We start from the raw sequence: 25,439 nt of genomic DNA on the forward strand, positions 1-25,439 counted from the left end.
AATGGCCGCCCCGCACCCTTCATTGCGCAGGCAGCAAGGTCAGGTCCTGGTGCTGGGCATGCTGTTGGCGGCCGTGCTGGGGCTGGCCTGGATGCGCTATTTCGCGAATGGACAGGTTCTGGCGGCCAAGACCCGGATGGTTCACGGCCTGGACGCTGCCGCTTACAGCGGCGCTCTGGTTCAGGCCCGGACCCTGAATTTTCTGGCCTATCTGAATCGTGCCCGGATGGCGCATCAACTGGCCATGGCGCACCTGGTCACGCTGGGCAGTTGGACGCACTACGCCGGCATGGAGTCACGCCGTCTGGCCCAGGGCAATCCGCCCGCTCACCTGATCGGCCTGCTGTTCGGCGCCGACCATGGCCGCGCCTATCTGGCGGCGGCCGGCGCCGTCGGCCTGGAGGCCCAGGCGCGCGCCGAAGGGGCCTTGGGCCAGGCCTATGCCACGCACGAGCGTTTCGTGCATGAGTTCTCGGCAGACCTGTCCCGCGTTCTGGCCCGGGAGCTGCCCCAGGCGCGTCTGGAGGCGATGCGGGCCGTGCTGGCCGGGCACTATCCCGAATACGCGCCGGGCGATCTGCGGCCCGTAGTGATGGATGACACCTGGTCCGGTCTGTTGCGCCGTCATGCGCCGGATGCGCCCTTGTTCGACTGGACGCGGCGTCTGGCCAGCCTGTACCCCTTTCTTGATCCCCGCGACCAGACGGCGCGCAATCCCTGGCCTGTCAGTGGTCGTTGCCCCCACATGCGCCACGAATTGCGGCGGCGCGGCGGTACGGCACTGGACGAGTCGGGCCGCTGGCGGTCGGGGGATACGCAGTCCTTCCACGCGTTGCGCTCGAACAAGTGGATCGGCTGCTACTACCGCGAATATGCCATGGGCTGGGCCTGGATACCCGCACAGCCCGGCCAGGCGATGGAGGCCGATCACGTCGATGCGCCGCCGGAAAATTTCGCCGACCAGGATTTCTGGCGCTGGGTGCGGGCGGCGACGCCATGGGATCTGGTGGGTGGCCGGGACAATCCCCTGGCCAATTCCTATGCCTTGCGCGATCGTCAGGCCTGGGCTTCGCGCGGCCTGGGGGATTATCTGGACGTCGCTGCCGGAACCGGTCCGGATGCGGTGTCGGGCTTCGTGGTGCGTCTGGAACTGCCGGATGCGTCCGGCCACCCGATCCGTGCCCACAGCGCGGCGGAAAGTCTGTTTTCCCGGCCAGGGCGGCGCCCGGACGGCCTGGACGAAACCCCCAGCCTGTTCCATCCCTACTGGCATGCGCGCCTGGCCGCCGGGCTGTCGGATGCACCGGGAGACTGAGATGTCGCTTCATGCGCAGCAGGGCGGTCAGGCCCTCGTCGAAACCCTGGTCGTGCTCACCGTCCTGGGCAGCCTGTGGCTGGGCATCGCCTGGCTGGGGCGTCTGCAGGATGTCGGCCTGCAACTGGCCCATGCCAGCCGCCGTGCCGCTTTCGCCCATGCTCACCAGGGGCTGGCGCCAGCGGCGTTGGGCCGCGCCGGAGATGCGTATCTGGATGCGCCAGGGCATCGCTGGCGGACCCGGCAGGGACAGGATTTCCTGGGGGACGAGGCACGCTTGAACCTCGCGTCGCTGGGCGCGATGACGGGCCGACAGGCCGGTGATCCTGTGGCCGGATCTGCGGACCTGCGCCGGGAGCTGCGGCTGGGCGATCCGACGGTCTGGCGCGCTGTCGCCCGGGTCGAGACGGCGGGCGCGGTGGATACGACCGGCGCTTTGCATGACTTTGACCGGCTGGGCCTGGGCTTGAGCCGTCATACCTCCATCCTGAGCGGCGATGGTGCGGCGGGCGACGATGCCGAGGCCCAATCGATTCTGACGAACAGTCCGCGCGCCTGGGGTACGGCGGCCTCGGCGTCCCGAACGGCAGGCCAGGCGGTCCTGAGCCGCCTGAGGGGGGTGGACGCCGCCTGGGGCCGTGCCTTGCCTGACTGGGACTGGACCGGGTCCTGGACGGGAAGTGTGCCGCGTTCGCACCTGCAAACCTGGAGGCAGCCATGAAACCACGCACCCCGCATCTGTATCCGTCCGCGCTGCTGCTGACCATCCTGTTGCTGTACGCCGGGCCGTCCGGCGCCGCGCCGCCTGTGTGGGACCCGGCACGTGCTGCGGGGTTGGCGGATTGGCGCTGGGCCGCGCCTCAGGGCTTCGATCTGCCCGGTGCCCGCCTGCAAATGCGGCGCTTCCGGACACCGATGGCACCGGCAGACGCGGCGCGGCAATTGACGCGTGCGGGGGCGTCCCGCTTCGATCGCCTGCAGTTCTCCGGCGCCGTGCTGTCCCTGTCGGGCATTCACGGAGGGCTGCACTGGCTGGCGCAACTGCGGCCGGCCGATGACGGCGGTCCGGGCACGATCGGCCTGTTGTCCAGCCTGGGACCGAAAGATCGACGTGAAGCCGATTTCGATCCGGCGGAGCTCGCGCCCTCTGGTGCGCGACCCGTGTTGCGTGCGTCCAGCCGTCTGGCAGGCGGCACCGGTCTGATGGCCAGCTATCTGTGCCCGGGCTCGTATCCGCACGTGGCTGCGGCGGTGCGGCGTGCCCTGTGGGACCGTCGATGGCGGCCGGTGACGATCCTGGGCGATGAGGTTGCAACTGCCGGGACCGCGAAGGCACAGGCAGCCCCGGTCGCCGGAGAATGGGCGCGGCCGGATGGTGCCCGCCTGACGGTCCATCTCTCCCCTCGGACGGATGCCGTCACCGTGACGTTCTGGCATCGATCCAAGGAGCTCTCATGAACTTTCCATTCCCGCGCATTCCACGATCCGCCGTCCTGGGGGCGCTGGCCCTGGGAGCCGGTCTGCTGGCGGCAGGCGCCCTGGCCTTGCACGTCCACGAACGCGAGCGGCAGATCGAGGACCGTGCCCGCCTGGACATGGTCGAGCGCATCGTGGCCGCCCGGGATCTCGCGGCCGGTACCCGGCTGGCGCCGGACGATCTGGCGGTGCGCAGTTTTCCCGCTCGCTGGGTGGGTAGCGATACGCTGCCGCTGGCCCGGTTGGGTGAGCTCGAAGGCCGTGTCCTGGGGGCCGCCGTGCGGGCCGGCGACGCGCTGGTGCCCGCGCATACCGTGCGTCCCCAGCCGGCTTTCTCCGAGCACCTGGCCCCGGGGCGACGGGCGATCACGCTGCCCGTGGATCAGGTCAATGCCTTGTCCGGCCTGTTGCAGCCGGGCGATCTGATCGATCTGTACGTGTCCTTTGATCACCAGCGCAAACGTCTGACGGCGCCGCTGTTGCAGGGCATGCTGGTACTGGCGACGGGCCGCGAGACCCGGACTTCCGAGGCCGGAGCCGAGGAATCTGCTTATTCCACCGTGACGCTCGATGCGGCACCCGAGGACGTGGTGAAACTGGTCGCCGCCCGGCAGGCCGGCACGCTGACCGCCATCCTGCGCCATCCCGGCGATGCCCGCGCCGATCGCCGGGCCGCCCGGGGCGATCTGGCATCCCTGCTGGGCGTGGGCGATCCGCCGCGCATGCCGGCCAGGCGCGCCGTCATCTTGTACGGGATTTCGGGTGCCCGTGCCCTGCCGGCCTGGGCCAAGCCCGAAGGGCAGGCGCCGCGGCCCGGCAACGGCTGGTTCGACCTGCCCGAGGGGCAGGCGCTGGCCAGCGCCTGGATGCGTGCCCTGGCCGAACAGGTCGTGTCGGCGGGTGAGGACAGTGGTGGTGATCCCGGACCGACCGATCCCGCAGAGCAGATAGAGCCGTCGGATCAGTTCGGTCGGTTCAGTCAGCTCACGGATGGAGAGGCTTCATGAGTACGCCGCATTGCTTCCGGCGTCTCCGGTCTGCCGCTCGGGCCGTGCTCCCAGCCTTGTGCCTGCTCTGGAGCCTGATCCAGCCGCTGCCCGTTTGGGCTGCCGCCCCGGCCTCCGTCGCCGAAACCCCGCTGGCGCTGCAGGCAGGTGAAGTCCGCGTGCTGGGCATCCCCGGCGTAGCCCGGGTGGCTGTGGGCGACGGCAAGATTCTGAACGCCGTCAGCACCGACGACCGCGAGGTCATCGTCTTTGCCCGCAAGCCGGGTTTCAGCACCTTGCATGCCTGGACGGCGGACGGGCAGGCCTACCGCTATGCCGTCGAGGTCGCGCCCGAAGGCGCGCGCCAATTGCAGGACGAGTTGCGTAGCCTGCTGGAGCGCATCCCGGGCGTGCGCGTGACGTCCCTGGGCGACAAGCTGCTGGTCGAAGGCGACGAACTGTCCGATGGCGACCGCCAGCGCCTGACGGAACTGGGGCGCCGCTACCCGCAACTGCTGGATTTCACCGGCACGGTCGGCTGGGACCAGATGGTGCTGCTGGACGTGCGCGTGGTCGAAGTGCCTCGCTCCCTGCTGCGCGAAGTCGGTCTGCGCTGGGGCAATGAAAGCACCGGGGGCGTGAACGCCGGCCTGGGCTGGGACGGGGGCTCTCGTCGCTATGCAGACCGGCCGGGAGAGACCGTGCTGCCCCTGGCCTTCCCGTCGCCCCAGGCCGCCGGTTACTTCGGCATCAACGCGCTGCTGTCGGCGCGCATCGACCTGCTGGCCCAGGATGGGCGGGCGGTGGTGCTGGCCCAGCCCCAGTTGCTGGCCCGCAGCGGCGCGACTGCCGAGTTCCTGGCGGGGGGCGAAGTCCCCTACAGTTCCGTGGACGGCAATGGCAATACCCAAACGGCCTTCAAGCCTTATGGGGTGTCGCTGCGCATCACCCCGTCCATCGAGCGCAGCGGCGCCGTGCGGTCGCGCCTGGAGGTCGAGGTCAGCGCCATCGATCCTTCGCTGTCGGTGCCTGGCGGGCCCTCCTTGAAGACCCGGCGCACGGCCACCGAGTTCAATGTGCGCTCCGGCCAGACGCTGGTGCTGGCCGGTTTCCTGTCGCGCGACACGGCCCGCAACGTGGACCGTGTGCCGGGCCTGGGCGATCTGCCCATTCTGGGGGCCTTGTTCCGCTCCACGCGTTTTCAGCGCAACGAAACGGAGCTGGCCATTCTGGTGACGCCGCACCTGGTGACGGCAGATCATCCCGATCTGCGCCGCCGTGTCCGGCGCGCGGATGCGATCCTGGACCGGGCGTTTCCGGCCGCGCCCACACTGTTGGCACCCATCCGGTCCTTGCCGCTGGCTTCCGTCCCGCAGCCTCGGGCAGCCTGGGACCCGCGCGCCGGCGGCCCCGGTTCCCAATGGCAAGGGGCTGCCGTCGAACCGCAGCGCACGGTTGAGGAGACCAGGCCGTGAATACTTCGAGTCTCGCCCAGCCTGAACATCAGAGCGCACCGCATGCCGCCGATCCGGTCCGCGCCGTCGAACTCGAGCTGTGTTTCGAGGACGGCCACCGTCTGCGCGAGCGCTACGCTGTGCCGCTGCTGATCGGTCGGGACGCGGCGTGCGGGCTGGTTCTGCGCGCCTGGCGCGTCGGTCGCCGACATGCGCGCCTGTCGTTGCGCCAGGAAGAGGTCTGGATCGAAGACCTGGGTTCCCTGTGCGGCACGACCATCAATGGGGAACGGATCGCCGCGTACGGCCCGCTCCTGGCGGACGACGAGGTGGTCATCGGTCCGTGCCTGCTGCGCGTTCTGTCGACGGGGATGGCTGCTGCGTCGCAGGCCGTGCAGGCGGCGCCGGTCGATGCGGCCACGTGTGCATGGGATGCTGTCGCAGCGGATGCCGGGGCGATGGATATCGAGACGTCGGATGCCGGAGTGACGGCCGGGGGCGACAATGAATACGCACCCGCTCACCGGCGCCGTCTGCACGAAGGCCTGATCGCCGCACTGCAACTGCGGCGCCGCGATATCGGCGGCATGAGCGATGCCGCATTGCGGGCCGAGGCCGCCGCCGTGCTGGCAGGTCTGATCGCGGCCGATGAAGCCTTGCCGCCGGATCTGGATCGTGAGGAGCTCGTCCGTGAGCTGGTGAACGAGGCGGTCGGCCTGGGGCCGCTCGAACCCCTGCTGGCCGACCCGGGCGTCACGGAGATCATGGTCAACCGCCATGATGAAATCTTCGTCGAACGAGGCGGGCGATTGATGCCCGCTGCAGTCAGCTTCAGCGGTGAACAGGCGGTGCTGGGCATCATCGACCGGATCGTGGCACCGCTGGGGCGGCGGATCGATGAAAGCGCGCCCATGGTCGATGCCCGTCTGCGCGATGGCTCCCGGGTAAACGCGGTGATCGCGCCCATCGCTCTGCGCGGGGCCAGCCTGACGATCCGCAAGTTTCCCGCCCGGCGTCTGGGCATGGCCGACCTGCTGGCCGTCGGCGCCCTGGACGAGGCCATGGCGCGTTTCCTGACGCACTGCGTGCACTATCGCAAGAACCTGATCGTCTCCGGGGGCACCGGTTCGGGCAAGACCAGTCTGCTGAACGTGTTGTCCAACGCGATTCCGGCCGGTGAGCGCATCATCACGATCGAGGACGCCGCCGAATTGCGTCTGAACCACGCCCATCTGGTCAGCCTCGAGGCCCGGCCGCCCAACCCTGAAGGCCGAGGCCGTGTCGAAATCCGCGATCTGGTGCGCAACGCGCTGCGCATGCGTCCGGATCGGATCGTGGTGGGGGAATGCCGGGGCGGCGAGGCGTTCGATATGCTGGCTGCCATGAATACCGGGCACGAGGGCTCGCTGACCACGCTGCACGCGAACAGCCCGCGCGACGCGCTGGGCCGCCTGGAAACCATGATCCTGATGGCGGGCATGGACCTGCCGCTGGCTGCGATCCGTGAACACGTCGCTTCCAGCATCGACTTCATCGTTCAACTGACGCGCGCCGCCGACGGCCGGCGCCTGGTGAGCGCGATCGTCCAGGTGACGGGCCAGGAGGGCGGGCGTATCCAGTTGCAGGATCTGTTCCTGGGGCGCGCCGGGCCGCCCGCCGTGTTCACCGGCTGCGGCTTGCCGCCTGATGGCTTCGAGGGCGCGGCCGCGCTGGATGCCGCGCTGTTTTCCGGCCGCACGGTCGTTCAGGGCAGGGCGACGATGGACGAGGTCCAAACACTTCGGGGCATGCCATGTCGATCCTGATCTTTGCGGCGCTGGCGGGCAGTGTCGCGTGCGCAGTCTGGTGGCTGCTCGGCCGAGCCGAACGTGCCTGGACGCATTACGAGGATCGCATGCGCGACGAGACCCGGCGCACTCTGGATGCGTCCTTTCTGTTCCTGGACATGGCTCAGCTCCGACCGGTTGTGGCCGGCCTGGGCCTGGTCTTGATGCTGGCGGTGGCCTGGCTGGCGGGCCGCTGGTGGGGCGTGTTGCCTGTTCTGGCCGGGCTGCTGTGCGCACCGCCGCTGATCCTGCGTCACGTGCGCCGCCGTCGGGCACGGCGCTTCGACGCGCAATTGCCTGATCTGGTCCAGGCGTTGGCCGGGGCGCTGCGTGCGGGGGCCGGGGTCCAGCCCGCCTTGCAGCATCTCGTCGCCCAGTCCAGCCCGCCGCTGTCCCAGGAATTCGGTCTGATGCTGCGCGAGCAGCGCCTGGGCTTGAGCTTCCAGGACGCCTTGCAGCAGTTGCGCGCCCGCATGCCGACCGAGTCTTGCGGTCTGGTGGTGTCGGCGCTGGGCATCGCGGCTCGCACGGGCGGCAGTCTGGCCGATACGCTGGACAGCATCGCCCAGACGCTGAGGGCGCGCCAGCACTGGATGGGCCGGGTCGAAGCCCTGACTGCCCAGGGACGGATGCAGAGCCGCATCATGGCCGGTTTGCCGGTGGTGCTGGCCCTGGTGCTGAGTCGCCTGGAGCCCGACGCCATGGCGCTGCTGTGGCAGACCTGGTACGGCTGGATCGTGCTGATGGCGATTCTGCTGCTGGAAGGCCTGGGCATTCTCTGGATCAGGCGGATGGTGGCGATCGAGGTCTAGGGAAGCTCCCTAGCTGCACGAACTCATCCGACAGGACACTTGCGTGAACACCTGAGGAGACGACATGGCATGGTTCTGGATCGGCTTGGGCCTGGCGGTGCTGTCGGTCTGTCTGGGTTCATGGGTATTGGGCAGCCCCTGGGTCGGCGCGCGCGGCGAAGCCCGGATGCGGCCTCCCGCGTTCTGGTGGCCTTGGGTGGCAGCGTTGGCGCCCTGGTGCGCGCCTTTCGTCACCTGGCGCATGCGCCGGGACCTGCAGCGCTGGGGGCCACGCGCCGGCCTGGCAGCGCATTGGCGGGCGGACTGCTGGCTGGCGGGCTGTGTGTTGGCGGCCGGCTGTGGTGCCGCTCTGGCCGGGGCAGGGGCGCTGATGGGGGGCGCCTCGTTGCGGATCGGCATCCTGGCGATGCTGGCGGGCGCTGCCCTGGGTTTCATCTGGCCGGATCAGGTGCTGCGACGCCGTGCCGCCCTCAGGCGGGTGCGGATGATGCGTGAACTGCCCTTCATGCTGGATCTGCTGACCTTGTGCGTGGAGGCTGGTCTCAGCCTGCCGGCGGCCCTGCATCAGGTGGCCGGTCATGCGCCGGAAGGCCCGCTGCGCCAGAGCCTGCGGGACGCGGCCGCGTTGGAGCGCACCGGCATGGATCGGCCGCGCTGGCTGCAGCACTGGGCGGATCATGCGGACGTGCCCGGTGTCCTCAATCTGGTCACGGCCTTGTCCCAGTCGGAACGGCTGGGCATGAGCCTGGGGTCTCTGCTGCGGGCTCAGGCCGAACGCCAGCGCAGCGAACGTTTTCTGCGTGCCGAGAAACTGGCGCTGGAGGCTCCCGTGCGGATGCTGTTCCCCATGGTGCTGTGCATCTTCCCCTGCACTTTTCTGGTCATCGGCTTTCCCGTGGCGGTGAAGCTGCTGGATGCGGGGTTCTGATGGTCCATCCAGGTGTGCGCATCGAGGACCGGCGGCAGCGCCCCTATCGGCGGCTGGCCTGGCGCGGCCCCCGTGAATCCGCGCCCTGGCTGAATGCGGCGCGGCCCTTGCGCCTGTATTGCGCGCGCTCTTTCGTGGCGCGTTTCCTGGGCCTGCGTGGGTGGCCGAGCTGGGGGACGCAGCCTCGGGGGCTGTTGTTGCCGGACTGCCGCGCCGTGCACACGCTGGGTCTGGCGCAGCCTGTGGACCTGGTGTTCCTGGATGCCGGGGGCTGCATCGTGGCACTGGTGCCGCGGGTCAGTCCGGGGCGCTGCGTCTTGCGACGCAATGCCTGGGCCGTCGTCGAACTGCCTGCGGGATACGGCGCCCGGCGGGACTGGCAGGCTCAGGTCGAGGCCGCCTGGCGGGCGCGGAAGATCGTCGTGTAGATGGGGTAGAAGCTGCAATACAGCAGCGCGGTGATCAGGATGTCCAGCGGCTGGGACAGCCAGGTCAGCATCATCATGGACATTCCGGCGGCGGCCAATCCGTCCAGCAGGCCGTGCAGGCCGAAGAACACGGCGGCCCAGGTCGCCACGTAGACGATGATGGCGTACTTGTTGCGCCAGCAGGCGACCATTGAATAGAACAGTGCCCGACGCAAGGGCAGGGCGTGCCAGCCCACCAGGGCGGGTGTATGCCAGAACAGGGCCGACAGCAGCACGTAGAAAATGCTGAACACGATCATCGGACCTTGCATGGCCTGCGCCAGCACCTCGTAATCAGCTTGTTCGGCTGTGCCCAGGGCCTCGAGCAGCGAGGACAGAAAAGGCAGCACGGCCGCCAGGGCGGTGATGAAGGAGCAGCCCAGATAGGCCAGCCCCAGCTTCAGTTGAGCGCCTGCGACGCCAGGAGTTCGCAGCGGTTGCAGCCACAGGCCGGGCACCATCCGCACGCCTTCGTCCAGGTTGCGGCAGGCGCACAGCGTCAGGAAGGTCAGGAGCGGGGTCAGCAGCACCAGCGCAGTCTGGCCCAGCACCGGGATGAAGGCGCCGATATTGATGACAAAGCTGGTGGCGAGGCTCCAGAACAGCATCGCCATGGGCTGGCGGCGGAACAGTTGGTATCCCTGGGTGATCCAGGACCAGCCCGCGCCGGGGGGCAGGATGGCGGCTTGCAAGGGTGTCATGAGCGGGGCAGTGCGGGCGCGGGCTGATCGGTGCGCAGCCGCAGGATACGTTCGAAGTGGCGCGGGTCATGCGGCTTGAGCGTCTGGGCCGGCCGGGGCAGATAAAAGTCGTACAGACGCGAAATCCAGAACCGCAGGGCCGCCGCGCGCAGCATTGCCGGCCAGGCGGCGCGTTCTTCGTCGGTGAAGGGACGCACGGCGTGGTAGGCCTGCAGCCAGGCTTCGAGGCGCCGGCGCACGAAGGCCCCCGTCGCCCGGTGGATGCACCAGTCGTTGACACTGACCGCCACGTCGAACAACCAGGTGTCGCAGCCGGCGAAATAGAAATCGATGAAGCCCCCCATATGGGGCGACTCGAAGGTGCCGTCGAACAGCACGTTGTCGCGGAACAGATCGCAGTGTGCTGGTCCGAAGGGCAGCTTGGCGGGCGCATCCGTGGCGGCGAAGGCGATCTGCTCGTCCAGCGTGTTGCGCAACAATGCGGCCTGGCCTTCATCCAGGAAGGGCGCCAGGGCCGGTGCGGTCGCCTGCCACCAGTCCAGTCCCCGCAGATTGGGCTGGCGGATGGGAAAGTCCTGCGCGGCCAGATGGGCTCGGGCCAGGGTCTGTCCAGCCAGGGCGCAGTGGGCCGGGCCGGGCTCGGGCTCGTAGCCGCCGGACAGGCGCGTGACGATTGCGGCCGGCTTGCCGTTCAGTGAGGTCAGGCGGGTGCCGTCGAGCAGGGTCTGGGGTTCGGGCACGGGCACGCCGCGTCCGGCCAGATGATGCATCAGCTCGATATAGAACGGCAGTTGCTCGGCGCTCAGGACCTCGAACAGGGTCAGCACATAGGCGCCTTGCGTGGTGTCAAGAAAGTAATTGGTGTTCTCGATGCCGGCGGTGATGCCGCGCAGGGCGACCAGATCGCCCAGATGGTAACGCTGCAGCAGTGCGCGGGCGTCGTCTTCGGTGACGGAGGTGAATACGGCCATGGAGATACGCATGCGGCCGGGAAAGGCCGGAGTTGGGTCGGGATCGATCAACGGGGATTTTAGACGAAAAGCAGGGCGGGGCCGGACGACGGCGCGGCAGGTCCCGCTTCGCGTCTGGGCGCCTCTTCTGCACCCGGCTAAAATGACGGGTTACCCGAGAATATTCCGTATGGCCCACTCTTTAACCGGCACCCGGATCGACCCCGAACGCGCCGCGCAGTCCGCCCTGAGCACCGATCCCGCCGTCAAGTCCTGGCGCCTGTGCGTGGCGCCGATGATCGACGTCACGGACCGGCATTGCCGCTATTTCCATCGCCTGCTGGCCCCCGGTGCGCGCCTGTACACCGAGATGATTACCACCGGCGCCCTGATGCACGGCGACGCGGGCCGGCATCTGGACTTCGATCCGGCCGAACACCCCGTGGCCCTGCAACTGGGCGGCAGCGAGCCGGACGCCCTGGCGCAGAGCGCCCGGCTGGGCGAACGCTGGGGCTACGACGAGATCAATCTGAACTGCGGCTGCCCGTCCGAGCGTGTCCAGCGCGGCGCCTTTGGCGCCTGCCTGATGGCCGAGCCGCGCCTGGTCGCCGACTGCGTCCGCGCCATGCAGGACGCCGTGTCGGTGCCGGTGACGGTCAAGCACCGTCTGGGCCTGGATTACGACGACTCCTACGATTTCGTGCGTGATTTCGTCGGCATTCTGCATGATGCCGGTTGCCGCGTGTTCATCGTGCATGCACGCAATGCGGTGTTGAAGGGGCTGTCGCCCAAGGACAACCGGGAAAAGCCGCCGCTGCGCTATGCCGATGCGGTCCGCCTCAAGCAGGATTTTCCGGATGCGGTGTTCGTGCTGAACGGCGGGCTGGCCGACGTGGAGACCTGTCTGGACTGGATGGAGCGTCTGGACGGCGTGATGCTGGGCCGGGCGGCGTGGCACCATCCGGACATCCTGGCTGAACTCAGCCGCCGCATGACCCCCGATCAGGCGCTGCCCGACGCGGCAGCCGTGCTGGATGCCTGGGTGGACTACGTGAGCGGGCAGCACGCACGCGGGGTGCCGCTGCACATCCTGGTGCGCGGCATGCTGGGCTGGCGCACCGGCCGACCCGGGGCGCGGCAATGGCGGCGCATGCTGTCGGACCCCGCGCTGCTGCGGGCCGAAGGCCCCGGCATTCTGCGCCGCGCCTGGCAGGCGTTTGCCTGAGGCTGGCCGACCGGCTTCAGATCTTGCGGGCCGCCGGCGTATCCGATGAGGTATCCGCCGGCCAGTCGCGAATGTAGGCCTTGAGCATGTCGTTCTCGAACTGCTGGGCCTCGACGATGGCGCGCGCCATGTCGTAGAACGAGATCACACCCATCAGGGTGGGGCCGTCCATCACCGGGATGTAGCGGGCGTGCTTGTCGAGCATCAGACGCTGGACTTCGTCGGCATCGGTGTTGGGCGTGACGCTGACGGGTGCGTCGTCCATGATGCTGCGTACGGTGTAATCACCGGTCGCACCGTCGTGCGTGTTCAGGTGGTTGATGATTTCACGAAAGGTCAGCATGCCGACGAGTTGACCGTGGTCCATGATGACCAGCGAGCCGATGTCGAGCTGGCTCATGGTGGCGATGGCCTCGCGCACCGGCATGTCGGGCGTCCCGGTGTACAGCGTGTGCCCCTTCACGCGCAGGATTTCATTGACTTTCAGCATGTCGATTCCCAGTGGCGCCGTGGTTCGGCTGTTTATTCATCATTGTGCATCATCGTCCCGGTTTTCGGTAGAGTCAGCGTTGAAAAGCGCGTCCAGAACGGGTGGGTGACCCAGCAGGGTGCGCGACAGGGCTTCCAATGTGCCGTCCCCCGGCTCGGTCTGGGCGCGGTTGATCAGCAGCCGGTCCACCAGCGGGCCGATGTCGGTCCGGACGGGGTCGCAGGCCAGCACCCACTGCTCGGAATCGGCCTCAGGGACGACATAGCCCAGTTCGCGCAGGTCGCGGAGCATGTCGTGGAGGGCGTCGGGGTGGACGCGCAGATGCTTTTCCAGGTAGCTCAGGCTGCGTCCCGGGGGCTGCGAGCCGCGCGCATGCCACAGGATGCGCAGGATGCCCAGCGCATCGACCGCCTGGGCGCCGACCTGGCGCTGCAGCGCCCAGCGATGCAGCCGCAGCGCCGGCAGCAGCGAGGCCACCGTGGCGCCCATCAACACCACCAGCCAGGACAGATAGATCCACAGCAGAAAGATCGGCAGGGTGGCGAAGGCCCCGTAGATGACGGTGTAGGAGGGAAAGCGTGTCAGATAGGCGGTGAATCCGGCCTTCATCACGGCCAGCACCACGGTCGTGCCCAGTCCGCCCAGCGCGGCGTCGCGCCACAGCACGCGGCAGTTGGGCACGAACACGAACAGGGCGGTGAAGCCCAGCACCGACATCAGCAGAGGCACCAGATTGAGCAGCAGGCCGACGCTTTCAGGCAGGTCGCTGATATAGCCCAGGGATTCGCGCGCCAGCACCGAGCTGGCCCACAGGCTGGCGCCCGTCAGGATCGGCCCCAGCGAAATGATGGCCCAGTACACCAGCAGCCGCTGGCGCATGGGGCGCTGGCGGGCGACGTTCCAGATCTCGTTGAAGGCCTGATCGATGGTCATGATCAGCAGGATCGAAGTCACGACCAGAAAGGCGCCGCCCACTGCCGTCAGTCCCGACGCCTGGGCCGCGAACTGGTTCAGATAGCGCATGATGGTGTCCGACACCGAGGGCGGCAGCAGACTTTCGCCCAGGAACGTTTCCAGGGCCTGATGGAATTCTGCGAACAGCGGAAAGGCGGTGAACAGCGACAGCACCACGGCCAGCATCGGCACGATCGCCAGCACCGTGGTGAAGGTCAGGCTGGAGGCCACCCGGGTGAGCTTGCGGTGGCCGGCGAAGTCCAGCGTAAAGCGCAGGATGTCCAGTGCGTGGGTGCGGCGCTCGGCCAGGGAGGGGGCGGGAGTCTGCGGTGTCGTCATAGAGCGGGCGCGGGATTTCGAGTCATAATACCAGCATGGAAAGCGTGGAAATCAAATTGAGTCCGGGCCTGCACGCTCTGGCGTGCGTCTGCCTGTTCGGCCTGATCGTCCTGTGCGTGGGCTGGGAGTTATGGTGGGCGCCTTTGCGGCCTGGCGGCACGCTGATGGCCCTGAAGGCCGTGCCGCTGCTGTTTGCCGTCAGTGGCGTGCTGCAGCGCCGGCTCTACACCCTGCAATGGGTGTCGATGCTCAGCCTGCTGTATCTGATGGAAGGCGCCGTGCGTGCCTGGTCCGATGTCTCGCCGGTCTCGGCGGCGCTGGCCGGTGTCGAAATCCTGCTGTCGCTGGGCCTGTATCTGGGGGCCATTCTGTATGTGCGCCCCGCCAAGCGGGCGGCGCGCCATGGCTGAGGGTGTCCTGGCCGGGCTGGACACGGGCTGCTCGTTTGCGTCCCTGCCACGCGGTTTTTACGCCCAGGTGAATCCCCGGCCCTTGCGGGAGCCGCGTCTGCTGCACGCCAATCCGGACGCAGCAGCCCTGATCGGCCTGGGCGCCGACGCGCTGGGGACGCCTGAATTCCTGGCCCTGTGCGCGGGCGGCGCCCGGCTGGCGGACATCGCGCCCCTGGCCACTGTCTACAGCGGCCACCAGTTCGGTGTCTGGGCCGGGCAACTGGGCGATGGCCGCGCGCATTTGCTGGGCGAGGTCCGGACCACCAATGGCACCTGGGAAATCCAGTTGAAGGGTTCGGGCCGTACGCCGTATTCGCGCATGGGTGACGGCTGGGCCGTACTGCGTTCCAGCGTGCGTGAATATCTGGCCAGCGAGGCCATGGTCGGTCTGGGCATCCCGACGACCCGGGCGCTGGCGCTGGTCGCCTCCAACGATCCGGTGGTGCGCGAAACCGTCGAGACTGCCGCCGTCGTGACCCGCCTGGCACCCAGCTTCGTGCGCTTCGGCCATTTCGAGCACTGGGGCCATTCGCATCACGAACAGAAGGCGTTGCTGGACTACGTGGTCGAGCACTGGTATCCCGAGTGCCGGGAGATGACCGGGGGTGAAACCGACGTGCCCGCCACGGCCTGCCGGCTGCTGGCTGAGGTCGCGCGGCGCACGGCGCGTCTGATCGCCCAATGGCAGCTCGTGGGCTTCTGCCACGGGGTGATGAACACCGACAATATGTCCATTCTGGGCCTGACGCTGGACTACGGGCCGTACGGCTTCATGGATGCCTTCCAGGCCAATCACGTTTGCAACCACAGCGACACGGCCGGACGCTATGCCTGGAATGCCCAACCGGCCGTGGCGCACTGGAATCTGTATCGCCTGGCGAGCAGCCTGCTGGTGCTGGGCTGCGAGGCCCCTGCGCTGGAAGCCTGCCTGGCGTCCTTCGAGACCGACTTTTTGTCAGCTTACCGGGACGGCCTGGCGCGCAAGCTGGGGCTGGACGCCTGGGAGCCGGCCGATGCGGCGCTGGAAGACGACTGGTGGGGCTTGCTGCACGCGCAGCGGGCCGATTTCACCCTGGCTTTCCGGCGGCTGGCCGACACCGACCGCGACGCGGACCCCTGGTTGGCGCTGTTCGCCGATCCCGTGCCGGCGCGTGCCTGGCTGGACCGCTATCTGGCGCGGCGCAGCGGGCAGGGCGGGGACGTCGAGATGCGCCGTGCCGCCATGAACGGCGCCAATCCTCTCTATGTGCTGCGCAATCACCTGGCGCAGCACGCCATCGAGGCAGCGCAGCAAGGCGACGCCTCGGAGGTCGAACGCCTGTGGGCCCTGCTGCGGGATCCGTACACGGAACGTCCCGGTTTCGAGCGCTGCGCCCAGCCGCCTGCCGGCGACGCGCCGGCCGTGGCGGTGAGCTGTTCTTCCTGATCGATGATGTGACGCAAGCCGGCCGGATCGGTCGGGTCGTATGATGGACTCAACCGGCTCCCTGGACCGCCGGAGGATCGAGAAGCCCATGAAGATCGGCGAATTGGCCCACCAGGCCGGTGTAGGGGTTGAAACCGTCCGCTATTACCAGCGCCGCGGCCTGCTGGCCGTGCCGGCGCGCGGGGCGGGCGCATGCCGCGACTATCCCCCAGGGGCGGCAGAGACGATTCGGCACATCCGGCGCTTGCGGGAACTGGACTTCAGTCTCGATGAGATCCGCGAAATGCTCCGAGGCGGGGCCGAGGGGTGTCCGGATGTCCAGGCCGCCATCCAGCGGCGCATCCAGACGACTCAGCGCGACCTGGACGGCCTGCGGCGGCGGATGGCGCATTTGCGGACCGCCCTGGCAGCGGTGCCTTGCCGGGAGAATCGCCAGACTTGCGGTCTGGCCTGCCTGACGGCATGCAGACAGGCCCCGGACCGTGAAGCGTCGGCATGCGTGCCTGCCGTTCGAGGCGTCAGGCCAACTGCGGCAGGCTCGCTGCAGGTTCCAGGTGAAAGCGACTGACGACCGCCACCAGCGAGGATGCCTGTTGCGCCAGGCTGCCGGACGCGGTGGCCGCTTCCTCGACCAGCGCCGCGTTGCTGCGGGTGATGTCGCTGAGCTGTGACACGGCGGCGTTGATCTGCTCCAGCCCCAGGGCCTGCTCGTCCGTGCTGGTCCGTACGTGACTCACGAGCTGGTTCAACTGGCCGATCTGTTCGCCGGAGAACCGGGTGTCCTCGGCGATTGCCTGGATGCCGGTCTCCACCTGCATGGCCTGCCGCGCGCTGTTCTCCACCAGATTGGCGATTTCTCGTGCTGCATCGGAACTGCGCAGGGCCAGCGCCTGGACTTCCATGGCGACCACGGCGAAACCCTGCCCTTGTTCGCTGGCGCGGGCGGCTTCGACCCCGGCGTTGAGCGCCAGGATCTTGGTCTGGAGAGCGATGCCGTCGATCAGGGTGGTGATGCCCTCGATCTGCCGCGACGTGCGGGTCATGCCCTGGATGGTTTCCTCGATGGCGCGCACCTGCTGCAGGTTACGGATCACGGCGGCATTGGCCCGGGCGGCGAACAGGGCTGCCTGGCGGGCCGTGTCGGCGTTGTTGCGCACGGTGCCGGTGATTTCCTCCATCGCGGCGGCGGTTTCCGAGAGATCGGCCGCCTGCAGTTCGGTGCGTTCGGCCAGATCCGTGTTGCCCAGGTGGATCTGGCTGGAGCCGGTCGCGATATGGTCGCTGCTGGCGCGCACGGAGGACACGATCCGGCGCAGCGTATCCTGCATGTGGGCCATCGCGCTGATGACGCTGTGGGGTGACGCCCGGGACGCGTCGATGGGCAGGCTCAGGTCGCCCGCAGCGATCGAGTGCGCGATGTGGGCGACGTCGGCGGGCTCGGAACCCATCTGCCGCATCAGCCAGCGAGTCAGGACGATGCCCAGGGCGATCGCGCACAGGGCGCTGACGATGGTCAGGCCGATGATCAGCGCGCTGGTGCGGTCATGAATGGTCCGGGTGTCCTGGCTGAGCGCCCGGGCCTGTTGCTGCCGCTGGTCGATGAGCTGGTTCATCAGCGTGTCGGCATGATCCGCCAGGGGGACGATCTCCCGGTACAGCATCGAGACCGAGGCACGGACGGGCTGCAGGGGCTCGGCGGCAATCAGCCGGGCGACCTGGCGGATGCCGGCGGCATAGGCCTGCGCCGCAGCCTGGGTTTCCCGCAGCAGGAGCGAGTCGGCATCCGGGGCCGTGCCGGACGAGGGGGTGGCCAGGGCCTGCTGCAGCCTGCCGAGGTACCGCTCGACGGCGGCCAGTTGGGCGTCCCGGGTTTCCTGGACGGGAGCCAGGGCGGCGATGCGGATGGCGCGGGCAGTGAGCAGCATCTGCTGGTTGGCCAGGGCCGCCTGCTGCAGATTCCGCAGATCGCGGTGGTACATGGTTTCCGCCAGGGAGTGGATGCGTCCGTTGGCGTACAGGCCGATCGCGCCCATCACCAGCGTGAGGGCCGCGCCCGCCAGAAAGCTTGCAATCAGCCGGGTGGCGACGCCGGGTTGGCTCAAGGAGTGCATGCGCATGGAAGTTCTCTCGGGAGGGTCCGGGATGGCGATTGCCCGGTTGGGGCGGACTATAGAGGCCGTACCCGGGTACGCCACCAGTCCGGGTTATCCCGCAGCGCCCCTCGTGGCGCGCTGAAATGTCATAATGAGATTCCTTTCCTCTTTCTTTCCCTCGCGCATCGACCATGTCCGGCAATACCCTGGGTACCCTGTTTCGTGTCACCAACTTCGGCGAATCGCACGGTCCGGCCATCGGCGCCGTGATCGACGGCTGCCCGCCGGGCATGTCGCTGTCCGAGGCCGATATCCAGATGGAGCTCGACCGGCGTCGGCCGGGCACCTCGCGCCACGTCACGCAGCGCCGCGAGCCGGACACGGTGGAAATTCTGTCGGGCGTGTTCGAAGGACTGACCACCGGCACACCCATCGGCCTGCTGATCCGCAATACCGACGCGCGCAGCAAGGACTACAGCAACATCGCCGACACCTTCCGCCCCGGCCATGCCGACTACACCTACTGGAAGAAATACGGTGTGCGCGATCCGCGCGGCGGCGGGCGCTCCTCCGCGCGCCTGACGGCCCCCACCGTGGCTGCGGGCGCGGTGGCGCGCAAGTGGCTGATGCAGGAATACGGTGTGCATATCCGCGGCTACATGAGCCAGTTGGGACCGATCCCGATTCCCTTCGTGTCCTGGGATGACGTGCCGGGAAATCCTTTTTACGCTCCCAATGCCGGCATCGTCCCGGAACTCGAAGCCTTCATGGACCAGTTGCGCCGTGACGGCGATTCCATCGGCGCACGCATCGAGGTCACGGCCGAAGGCCTGCCGGCCGGCTGGGGCGAGCCCATTTACGACCGGCTGGATGCGGACATCGCCCATGCCATGATGGGACTGAACGCCGTCAAGGGCGTGTCGATCGGCTCGGGCTTCGACTGCGTCGCCATGCGTGGCTCCGAACATGGCGACGAACTCAGCCCCGACGGCTTCATGGGCAACCACGCGGGCGGCGTGCTGGGGGGGATTTCCTCCGGTCAGCCGCTGCAGGTGTCGCTGGCGGTCAAGCCCACGTCCAGCATCCGCATCGAACGCCATTCCGTGAATCGCGCCAACGAGCCGGTCATGGTGCAGACGCTGGGACGCCACGACCCCTGCGTGGCGATCCGCGCCACCCCCATCGCCGAGGCCTTGCTGGCCATCGTGCTGATGGATCACGCGCTGCGTCATCGCGGCCAGTGCGCCTGAGCGCACGGCCGATCTCGTCCCCACGTTCTCGCCCGATTTCAGAAAAGGTCCGCCCATGACCCGCACAGACACACGCGCCAGACTACGCCGGATCGCCCACAGGACGGCTGGGGCCGGGCTTGTGATCCTGCTGGCAGCCTGCGCCCAGGTGCAGACGACCCAGTCCGGCCTGGTGGGGGTGAACCGCACCCAGACCATGTCCAGCCTGGTGTCCGAGGCCGAACTGAACCAGCAGGCGGAAACGCAGTACCGACAGATCCTGGCCCAGGCCAAGTCGCGGGGCGCGCTGGATACCTCGGCGGCGCAGACGCAGCGCGTCCAGGCGATTGCCCGCAAGCTCATCGCCCAGGTCGGCACCTTCCGCCCGGATGCGCGCAACTGGGCCTGGGAAATCCACGTACTGAAATCCGACGAGGTCAATGCCTGGTGCATGCCTGGCGGCAAGATCGCGGTCTACACCGGCCTGCTGGAAAAGATCCAGCCCACGGACGCCGAAGTGGCGGCCGTGCTGGGACATGAAATCTCGCACGCGCTGCGGGAGCACGCGCGTGAACAAGTCTCGCGCCAGATGGCCACCGGCATCGGCCTGTCGGTCCTGTCGGCCATCACCGGCAACCAGGCCGTGGCCGACCTGGGCTCCTCGCTGACCGAGGTCATGTTCACCCTGCCCAACAGCCGCTCCAACGAAACCGAAGCCGACCGCATGGGGGTCGAACTGGCCGCTCGTGCCGGCTACGATCCGCGCGCCGCCATCACGTTGTGGCAGAAAATGGAGCGGGCCGGGGGAGGAGGGCAGCCGGAAATCCTGTCCACGCACCCCTCATCGCAGAGCCGGATCGCCGATCTGAAACAGGCGTCGGAAATCGTGCTGCCGCTGTATCAGGGGAAAAAAGGCTAGTTCAATCTGGTACCCGGTACCTCCAGTACTAGGATAACTGCTCGCCTTGTCCGGGAAAATCACGATGGCATAATGGATTCATCGCATCCGCACTCATGTGCGGAAGGTGTCCATTTTCCCGATTTCCGAGGCCAAGACCATGCCCCAAACCCTGTACGACAAGCTCTGGGACGCCCACGTGGTGCACCAGGGACCGGACGGCACCTGTCTGCTGTACATCGACCGCCATCTCGTCCACGAAGTCACCAGCCCGCAGGCCTTCGAGGGTCTGGAACTGGCCGGCCGCAAACCGTGGCGGATTTCCGCCAACCTGGCCGTGGCCGACCACAACGTGCCCACCACGGCGCGCGCCGAAGGCATTCAGGACCCGGTCTCGCGTCTGCAGGTCGAAACCCTGGACAAGAACTGCGAAACCCACGGCATCACCGAATTCCGCATGAACGACCGCCGCCAGGGCATCGTCCACGTCATCGGACCGGAGCAGGGCGCGACCCTGCCGGGCATGACCGTGGTCTGCGGCGACTCGCACACCAGCACGCACGGCGCCATGGGAGCGCTGGCCTTCGGCATCGGTACCTCCGAAGTCGAGCACGTCCTGGCCACGCAGACGCTGCTGATGAAGAAGAGTCGCAGCATGCTGGTGCGGGTCGAAGGCAAGCTGCCCTTTGGCTGTACGGCCAAGGACCTGGTCCTTTATGTGATCGGCCAGATCGGCACGGCGGGTGGCACGGGCTACGCCATCGAATTCGGCGGCAGCACGGTGCGTGCGCTGTCCATGGAAGGCCGTATGACGGTGTGCAATATGGCCATCGAAGCCGGTGCGCGTTCGGGCATGGTGGCCGTGGACCAGACCACGATCGATTATTTCAAGGGCCGGCCCTACGCGCCCGAAGGTGCGGCCTGGGATCAGGCCGTGGCGTACTGGCGCACCCTGCATTCCGATCCGGATGCAGTCTTCGACCGCGTGGTCGAGATCGACGCGGCGCAGATTGCGCCCCAGGTCAGTTGGGGCACTTCGCCCGAAATGGTGCTGCCTGTCGACGCCCGCGTACCCGATCCTGAAAAGGAAAAGGACGAAGTCCGCCGCAGCGGCATGGAGCGTGCGCTGCAGTACATGGGGCTCGAACCCAATATGCCGATGACCGACATCCGCATCGATCGCGTGTTCATCGGTTCGTGCACCAATGCGCGCATCGAGGATCTGCGCGCCGCTGCCGCCGTGGCCAAGGGGCGTCGGGTGGCGTCCAACGTGCGCCAGGCCATGGTCGTGCCGGGCTCGGGGCTGGTCAAGGCCCAGGCCGAACGCGAGGGTCTGGACAAGATTTTCCTGGCCGCCGGCTTCGAGTGGCGCGAACCGGGCTGTTCGATGTGTCTGGCGATGAACGCCGACCGGCTGGAGCCGGGCGAGCGCTGTGCCTCGACCTCGAATCGCAATTTCGAGGGTCGCCAGGGGCAGGGGGGACGCACCCACCTGGTCAGCCCTGCCATGGCCGCTGCCGCCGCCGTGGCAGGCCATTTCGTCGATATCCGCCGCCTGTAGGAGCCACCATGCAAGCCTTCACCACCCACAAGGGCCTGGTTGCCCCCCTGGACCGGGAAAACGTCGACACCGACCTGATCATTCCCAAGCAGTTCCTGAAATCGATCAAGCGCACCGGCTTCGGCCCGAACCTGTTCGACGAACTGCGCTATCTGGATCACGGCGAACCCGGCATGGACAACAGCAAGCGGCCGCTGAATCCGGACTTCGTGCTGAATCAGCCGCGCTATCAAGGCGCTTCGGTCCTGCTGGCGCGCAAGAACTTCGGTTGCGGTTCCAGCCGCGAGCACGCACCCTGGGCTCTGCAGCAGTTCGGCTTTCGCGCCATCATCGCGCCGTCGTTCGCCGACATTTTCTTCAACAACAGCTTCAAGAACGGCCTGTTGCCCATCGTGTTGCCCGAAATCCAGGTGGCGCGCCTGTTCGACGAAGTCAAAGCCTTTCCCGGCTATGCACTGACCATCGACCTGGAACGCCAGCGCGTGATCTCGGCCGGCGGCGAGGAATCGCCCTTCGAGATCGACGCCTACCGCAAGGAATCGCTGTTGAAGGGCCTGGACGAAATCGGCCAGACCCTGCTGCGCGCAGACATGATCCGTGCCTTCGAGGCCGAGCGCCTGGCGCGCCACCCTTGGCTGGCCAAGCACGTCCCCGGCTGACGACCCGCTCGACGCGTCGGCGCGCTCCGCCCTCCGGGACGGTGCGCGCCGTTGTTTGTTATAGACTCCCCATCTAATCCTTCACCTGGAAGAATCCATGACTTCTCGTATCGCAGTCTTGCCTGGCGACGGCATCGGCCCGGAAATCGTCGAGCAGGCGGTGCGCGTGCTGCGTGCCCCGGCTCTGAACCTGGATCTGGAATTGACCGAGGCGCCCGTGGGCGGCGCCGCCTACGCAGCCAAGGGCCATCCCTTGCCCGAGGACACCCTGGCCCTGGCCAAACAGTCCGACGCCGTGCTGTTCGGTGCCGTGGGCGACTGGAAGTACGACAAACTGGAGCGCGCGCTGCGCCCGGAACAGGCGGTCCTGGGCTTGCGCAAGGCCCTGGGCCTGTTCGCCAACCTGCGCCCGGCGATTCTGTACCCGGAACTGGCCAACGCCTCGTCGCTCAAGCCCGAAGTGGTGGCCGGTCTGGACATCCTGATCGTGCGCGAACTGACGGGTGACATCTATTTCGGCCAGCCGCGCGGCGTGCGTACCCTGGAAGACGGCCCGTTCGCGGGCGAGCGCCAGGGCTACGACACCATGCACTATGCCGAGTCCGAAATCCGCCGCATCGCCCACGTGGCCTTCCAGGCTGCGGCGAAGCGCCAGGGCCGGCTGTGCAGCGTGGACAAGGCCAACGTCCTGGAAACTTCGCAGTTCTGGCGCGACATCATGATCGACGTGGCCCGCGAATATCCCAAGGTCGAACTGTCCCATATGTACGTGGACAACGCTGCCATGCAACTGGTGCGCGAACCCAAGGCTTTCGACGTGGTGGTGACCGGCAATCTGTTCGGCGACATTCTGTCGGACGAGGCCGCCATGCTGACGGGCTCCATCGGCATGCTGCCTTCGGCCTCGCTGAACGCCAGCCGGCAGGGGCTGTACGAACCCAGCCATGGCTCGGCGCCGGACATCGCCGGGCAGAACATCGCCAATCCCCTGGCGACCATTTTGTCGGCCGCCATGATGCTGCGCTATTCCCTGGATGCGGCGCCCGCCGCCGACCGGATCGAGGCTGCCGTGCAGGCGGTGCTGGCGCAGGGGTTGCGCACAGCCGACATTTTTGAAGCCGGAACCACGCGGGTTTCGACCTCGGAAATGGGTGATGCGGTGCTGAAGGCATTAAACTGACGCATTACACTAAGCGTTCACATATCCACTTTTACGGTTCAGGCAGGGATTTATGGCTCAGGCAGTCGGTTTGGTCGGTTGGCGCGGGATGGTCGGTTCGGTGCTCATGCAACGCATGCGCGACGAAAAAGACTTCGATTTGTTCGAACCGGTCTTCTTTTCCACCAGCAATGCGGGCGGCGCGGCGCCGGCCTGGGCGACGGGCGCCGGTCCGTTGCAGGACGCACACGACATCGACGCGCTGCGCAAGCTGCCGATCATCGTCACCGCCCAGGGCGGCGACTACACCTCGGCCGTGTATCCCAAGCTGCGTGCCGCCGGCTGGACCGGCCTGTGGATCGACGCGGCCAGCACGCTGCGCATGAAGGACGATGCCATCATCGTCCTCGACCCGGTCAACCGTCCGGTGATCGACGCCGCCCTGCAACGCGGCGTGCGTGATTTCATCGGCGGCAACTGCACCGTCAGTTGCATGCTGATGGGGCTGGCCGGCCTGTTCAAGGCCGACATGGTCGAATGGATGACCTCCATGACCTATCAGGCCGCCTCGGGCGGCGGCGCGCGCCACATGCGCGAATTGCTCACCCAGTTCGGCATCCTCAACCAGGCCGTGGGCGATCAGCTCGCCGATCCGGCTTCGGCCATCCTGGACATCGACCGGGGCGTGCTCGCGGCACAGAAAAATCCCGATCTGCCCCGGGAAAACTTCGGCGTGCCTCTGGGGGGCAGCCTGATCCCCTGGATCGACAAGGATCTGGGCGATGGCATGTCGCGCGAAGAATGGAAGGGTGGCGCGGAAACCAACAAGATCCTCGGGCGCGGTCCGGGATTTGGCACCGATCCGGTGCCGGTCGACGGTCTGTGCGTGCGGATCGGTGCCATGCGCTGCCACAGTCAGGCGCTGACCATCAAGCTGCGGCGCGACATCCCCCTGGATGAGATCAACGACGCGGTGCGTACCGGCACCGACTGGGCCCGCCTGATCCCCAACGACCGTGAATCCTCCATGCAGGACCTGACGCCCGTGGCGGTGACCGGCACGCTGGACATCCCCGTGGGACGTCTGCGCAAGATGTCGATGGGGCCCGAATACCTCAGCGCCTTTACGGTCGGCGACCAGTTGCTGTGGGGCGCCGCCGAACCTCTGCGCCGCATGCTGCGCATCGCCCTGGGTGAACTCTGAATATGAAAAATGGCGCCACGCGTGACTTCTCGAACCCGACGCGTGTCGCGCGCCGACTCCCTGCGGGCCGTCTGGCGGTCGGCGCCCTGGCACTGGCCTTCCTGACGGGCGGCGCGGCTCATGCCGCGACCTTCGGCCACGCGCGCCTGGCTTCCGGTGCGGGTGAGCCGCTGTTGATTCTGGTGCCGGTATCCGGCCTGACCGAGGCCGACCTGAGCGCGCTGTCGGCCCGGCCCGCACCTGCGGCCGACTGGGCCCAGGCGGGTTTGACGCCGCCGGTGCCGCTCGACAGTCTGTCCGTTTCCGTCGGTGCCGATGTCCGGCCCGGCGGGCGCCGCGTCCTGCGGATCGGTTCCGGGCAGGCCTTTACCGGCAATCTGGCCGACCTGTTGCTGGACGTGCATACCGCCACGGGCGAACAACGTTATCAGGTGTCCCTGGTGGCGCCGGAGCCGGCCCGTGCCGCTGCGGCATCCGCCGCTGCGCAGCCGGCGAAGCAGGGGGCATCAGCGAACGCCGTGGGCGCCGCCGCGCCGCATGCCAGCACCCGCCGGGTGCCGGCCGGAGCCATTGCCGTGCGCCCCGGTGACACGATGTTCGCGATCGGCCGTCGTCACGCGGTCGATGGGGTATCGATCTATCAACTGATGATGGCGCTGCAGCGCGCCAATCCGCAGGCCTTCATTCACGACAACGTCAATCTGGTGCGCGCCGGTGCGTCGCTGGCAGTGCCGGACATCAACGACATGCTGTCGATTTCCGACGCCGAGGCGCGCCGCCAGTTCCAGGCCCAGGCCGCCGCCTTCGCGCGGATGCGCGGGCGCCTGGCCGGCGC

The 25,439-nt window shown here is 67.7% G+C and carries 25 protein-coding genes; 20 read left to right on the plus strand and 5 right to left on the minus strand.

Annotated features, from left to right (window positions below):
- Position 1 precedes the first annotated feature (1 nt).
- The 9 genes from WA983_RS02495 (at position 2) to WA983_RS02535 (ending at position 9,225) form a co-directional block, all read left to right on the plus strand.
- Positions 2–1,315, plus strand: coding sequence for a hypothetical protein (locus WA983_RS02495; RefSeq protein WP_424251436.1), 1,314 nt, complete (start codon positions 2–4; stop codon positions 1,313–1,315).
- A 1-nt stretch (position 1,316) separates the two neighbouring features.
- Positions 1,317–2,036: a TadE family protein gene (locus WA983_RS02500; RefSeq protein ID WP_424251438.1), complete on the plus strand. Its 720-nt coding sequence runs from the start codon at positions 1,317–1,319 to the stop codon at positions 2,034–2,036.
- Complete coding sequence (locus WA983_RS02505) at positions 2,033–2,773, plus strand: hypothetical protein (RefSeq protein ID WP_424251440.1); 741 nt, start codon at positions 2,033–2,035, stop codon at positions 2,771–2,773. The genes WA983_RS02500 and WA983_RS02505 overlap by 4 nt, the downstream gene beginning before the upstream one ends.
- Positions 2,770–3,798 (plus strand): Flp pilus assembly protein CpaB, encoded by a 1,029-nt coding sequence (gene cpaB / locus WA983_RS02510; protein ID WP_424311558.1) that lies wholly within the window; start codon positions 2,770–2,772, stop codon positions 3,796–3,798. Before WA983_RS02505 ends, cpaB begins: the two co-directional genes overlap by 4 nt.
- Positions 3,795–5,252 carry a type II and III secretion system protein family protein gene (locus WA983_RS02515; protein WP_424249216.1) on the plus strand — a complete coding sequence of 486 codons (1,458 nt, stop codon included), beginning with the start codon at positions 3,795–3,797 and terminating at the stop codon, positions 5,250–5,252. Before cpaB ends, WA983_RS02515 begins: the two co-directional genes overlap by 4 nt.
- Positions 5,249–7,036: an ATPase, T2SS/T4P/T4SS family gene (locus tag WA983_RS02520; protein WP_424249214.1), complete on the plus strand. Its 1,788-nt coding sequence runs from the start codon at positions 5,249–5,251 to the stop codon at positions 7,034–7,036. The genes WA983_RS02515 and WA983_RS02520 overlap by 4 nt, the downstream gene beginning before the upstream one ends.
- The gene (locus WA983_RS02525; protein ID WP_424249212.1) at positions 7,024–7,869 is read left to right on the plus strand and encodes a type II secretion system F family protein; all 846 of its coding nucleotides are present in this window, start codon (positions 7,024–7,026) and stop codon (positions 7,867–7,869) included. The genes WA983_RS02520 and WA983_RS02525 overlap by 13 nt, the downstream gene beginning before the upstream one ends.
- 64 nt (positions 7,870–7,933) lie before the next feature.
- A complete protein-coding gene (locus tag WA983_RS02530; protein ID WP_424249210.1) occupies positions 7,934–8,797 on the plus strand; it encodes a type II secretion system F family protein in 864 nt (287 codons plus the stop codon).
- On the plus strand, positions 8,797–9,225 hold the full coding sequence (locus tag WA983_RS02535; protein ID WP_424249209.1) for a hypothetical protein: 429 nt from the start codon (positions 8,797–8,799) through the stop codon (positions 9,223–9,225). Before WA983_RS02530 ends, WA983_RS02535 begins: the two co-directional genes overlap by 1 nt.
- Here the strand turns inward: WA983_RS02535 and WA983_RS02540 are convergent.
- Both WA983_RS02540 and WA983_RS02545 read right to left on the minus strand, forming a co-directional pair.
- The gene (locus WA983_RS02540) at positions 9,183–9,965 is read right to left on the minus strand and encodes a BPSS1780 family membrane protein (RefSeq protein ID WP_424249207.1); all 783 of its coding nucleotides are present in this window, start codon (positions 9,963–9,965) and stop codon (positions 9,183–9,185) included. The genes WA983_RS02535 and WA983_RS02540 overlap by 43 nt on opposite strands.
- Entirely contained in the window at positions 9,962–10,936 is a 975-nt protein-coding gene (locus tag WA983_RS02545; RefSeq protein ID WP_424249205.1) for a homoserine kinase, read from the minus strand. Before WA983_RS02545 ends, WA983_RS02540 begins: the two co-directional genes overlap by 4 nt.
- Positions 10,937–11,105: 169 nt before the next feature.
- Between WA983_RS02545 and dusA the strand changes: the two genes are divergently transcribed.
- Positions 11,106–12,140 carry a tRNA dihydrouridine(20/20a) synthase DusA gene (gene dusA / locus WA983_RS02550; protein WP_424249203.1) on the plus strand — a complete coding sequence of 345 codons (1,035 nt, stop codon included), beginning with the start codon at positions 11,106–11,108 and terminating at the stop codon, positions 12,138–12,140.
- Positions 12,141–12,156: 16 nt separating this feature from the next.
- On the opposite strand, the gene WA983_RS02555 is transcribed toward dusA, so the two are convergent.
- Positions 12,157–12,630: a CBS domain-containing protein gene (locus tag WA983_RS02555; protein ID WP_424249201.1), complete on the minus strand. Its 474-nt coding sequence runs from the start codon at positions 12,628–12,630 to the stop codon at positions 12,157–12,159.
- Positions 12,631–12,669: 39 nt separating this feature from the next.
- Positions 12,670–13,923: a YihY family inner membrane protein gene (locus WA983_RS02560; protein WP_424249198.1), complete on the minus strand. Its 1,254-nt coding sequence runs from the start codon at positions 13,921–13,923 to the stop codon at positions 12,670–12,672.
- Between the two features lie 44 nt (positions 13,924–13,967).
- Here WA983_RS02560 and WA983_RS02565 point away from each other — a divergent pair, with 44 nt between their 5' ends.
- Genes WA983_RS02565 through WA983_RS02575 form a run of 3 tightly spaced genes read left to right on the plus strand, consistent with a single transcriptional unit; the run spans position 13,968 to position 16,369 of the window.
- The gene (locus WA983_RS02565) at positions 13,968–14,333 is read left to right on the plus strand and encodes a DUF2069 domain-containing protein (RefSeq protein WP_424249197.1); all 366 of its coding nucleotides are present in this window, start codon (positions 13,968–13,970) and stop codon (positions 14,331–14,333) included.
- The gene (locus WA983_RS02570; RefSeq protein ID WP_424311559.1) at positions 14,326–15,801 is read left to right on the plus strand and encodes a protein adenylyltransferase SelO; all 1,476 of its coding nucleotides are present in this window, start codon (positions 14,326–14,328) and stop codon (positions 15,799–15,801) included. The genes WA983_RS02565 and WA983_RS02570 overlap by 8 nt, the downstream gene beginning before the upstream one ends.
- A 40-nt stretch (positions 15,802–15,841) precedes the next feature.
- Positions 15,842–16,369 carry a MerR family transcriptional regulator gene (locus WA983_RS02575; protein ID WP_424248392.1) on the plus strand — a complete coding sequence of 176 codons (528 nt, stop codon included), beginning with the start codon at positions 15,842–15,844 and terminating at the stop codon, positions 16,367–16,369.
- Here WA983_RS02575 and WA983_RS02580 read toward each other — a convergent pair.
- A complete protein-coding gene (locus tag WA983_RS02580) occupies positions 16,320–17,918 on the minus strand; it encodes a methyl-accepting chemotaxis protein (protein ID WP_424248390.1) in 1,599 nt (532 codons plus the stop codon). The two genes, WA983_RS02575 and WA983_RS02580, sit on opposite strands and share 50 nt — an antisense overlap.
- Before the next feature lie 167 nt (positions 17,919–18,085).
- Between WA983_RS02580 and aroC the strand changes: the two genes are divergently transcribed.
- The 7 genes from aroC to WA983_RS02615 form a co-directional block, all read left to right on the plus strand.
- Positions 18,086–19,144, plus strand: a complete 1,059-nt coding sequence (aroC, locus tag WA983_RS02585) for a chorismate synthase (RefSeq protein WP_424248389.1) — start codon at positions 18,086–18,088, stop codon at positions 19,142–19,144.
- A gap of 55 nt (positions 19,145–19,199) precedes the next feature.
- Positions 19,200–20,042, plus strand: a complete 843-nt coding sequence (locus WA983_RS02590; RefSeq protein ID WP_424248387.1) for a M48 family metallopeptidase — start codon at positions 19,200–19,202, stop codon at positions 20,040–20,042.
- 139 nt (positions 20,043–20,181) lie between these two features.
- Positions 20,182–21,582 carry a 3-isopropylmalate dehydratase large subunit gene (leuC, locus tag WA983_RS02595; RefSeq protein WP_424248385.1) on the plus strand — a complete coding sequence of 467 codons (1,401 nt, stop codon included), beginning with the start codon at positions 20,182–20,184 and terminating at the stop codon, positions 21,580–21,582.
- A gap of 8 nt (positions 21,583–21,590) precedes the next feature.
- On the plus strand, positions 21,591–22,241 hold the full coding sequence (gene leuD, locus WA983_RS02600; protein WP_424248384.1) for a 3-isopropylmalate dehydratase small subunit: 651 nt from the start codon (positions 21,591–21,593) through the stop codon (positions 22,239–22,241).
- 97 nt (positions 22,242–22,338) lie between these two features.
- On the plus strand, positions 22,339–23,421 hold the full coding sequence (leuB, locus tag WA983_RS02605) for a 3-isopropylmalate dehydrogenase (protein ID WP_424247659.1): 1,083 nt from the start codon (positions 22,339–22,341) through the stop codon (positions 23,419–23,421).
- Positions 23,422–23,473: 52 nt separating this feature from the next.
- The gene (gene asd, locus WA983_RS02610) at positions 23,474–24,604 is read left to right on the plus strand and encodes an aspartate-semialdehyde dehydrogenase (RefSeq protein ID WP_424247657.1); all 1,131 of its coding nucleotides are present in this window, start codon (positions 23,474–23,476) and stop codon (positions 24,602–24,604) included.
- A 2-nt stretch (positions 24,605–24,606) separates the two neighbouring features.
- The coding region (locus WA983_RS02615) for a FimV/HubP family polar landmark protein (protein ID WP_424311560.1) at positions 24,607–25,439 on the plus strand (833 nt) is incomplete at its 3' end.

The sequence above is a fragment of the Castellaniella sp. genome, assembly GCF_049650445.1.
Taxonomy (GTDB): domain Bacteria; phylum Pseudomonadota; class Gammaproteobacteria; order Burkholderiales; family Burkholderiaceae_B; genus Castellaniella.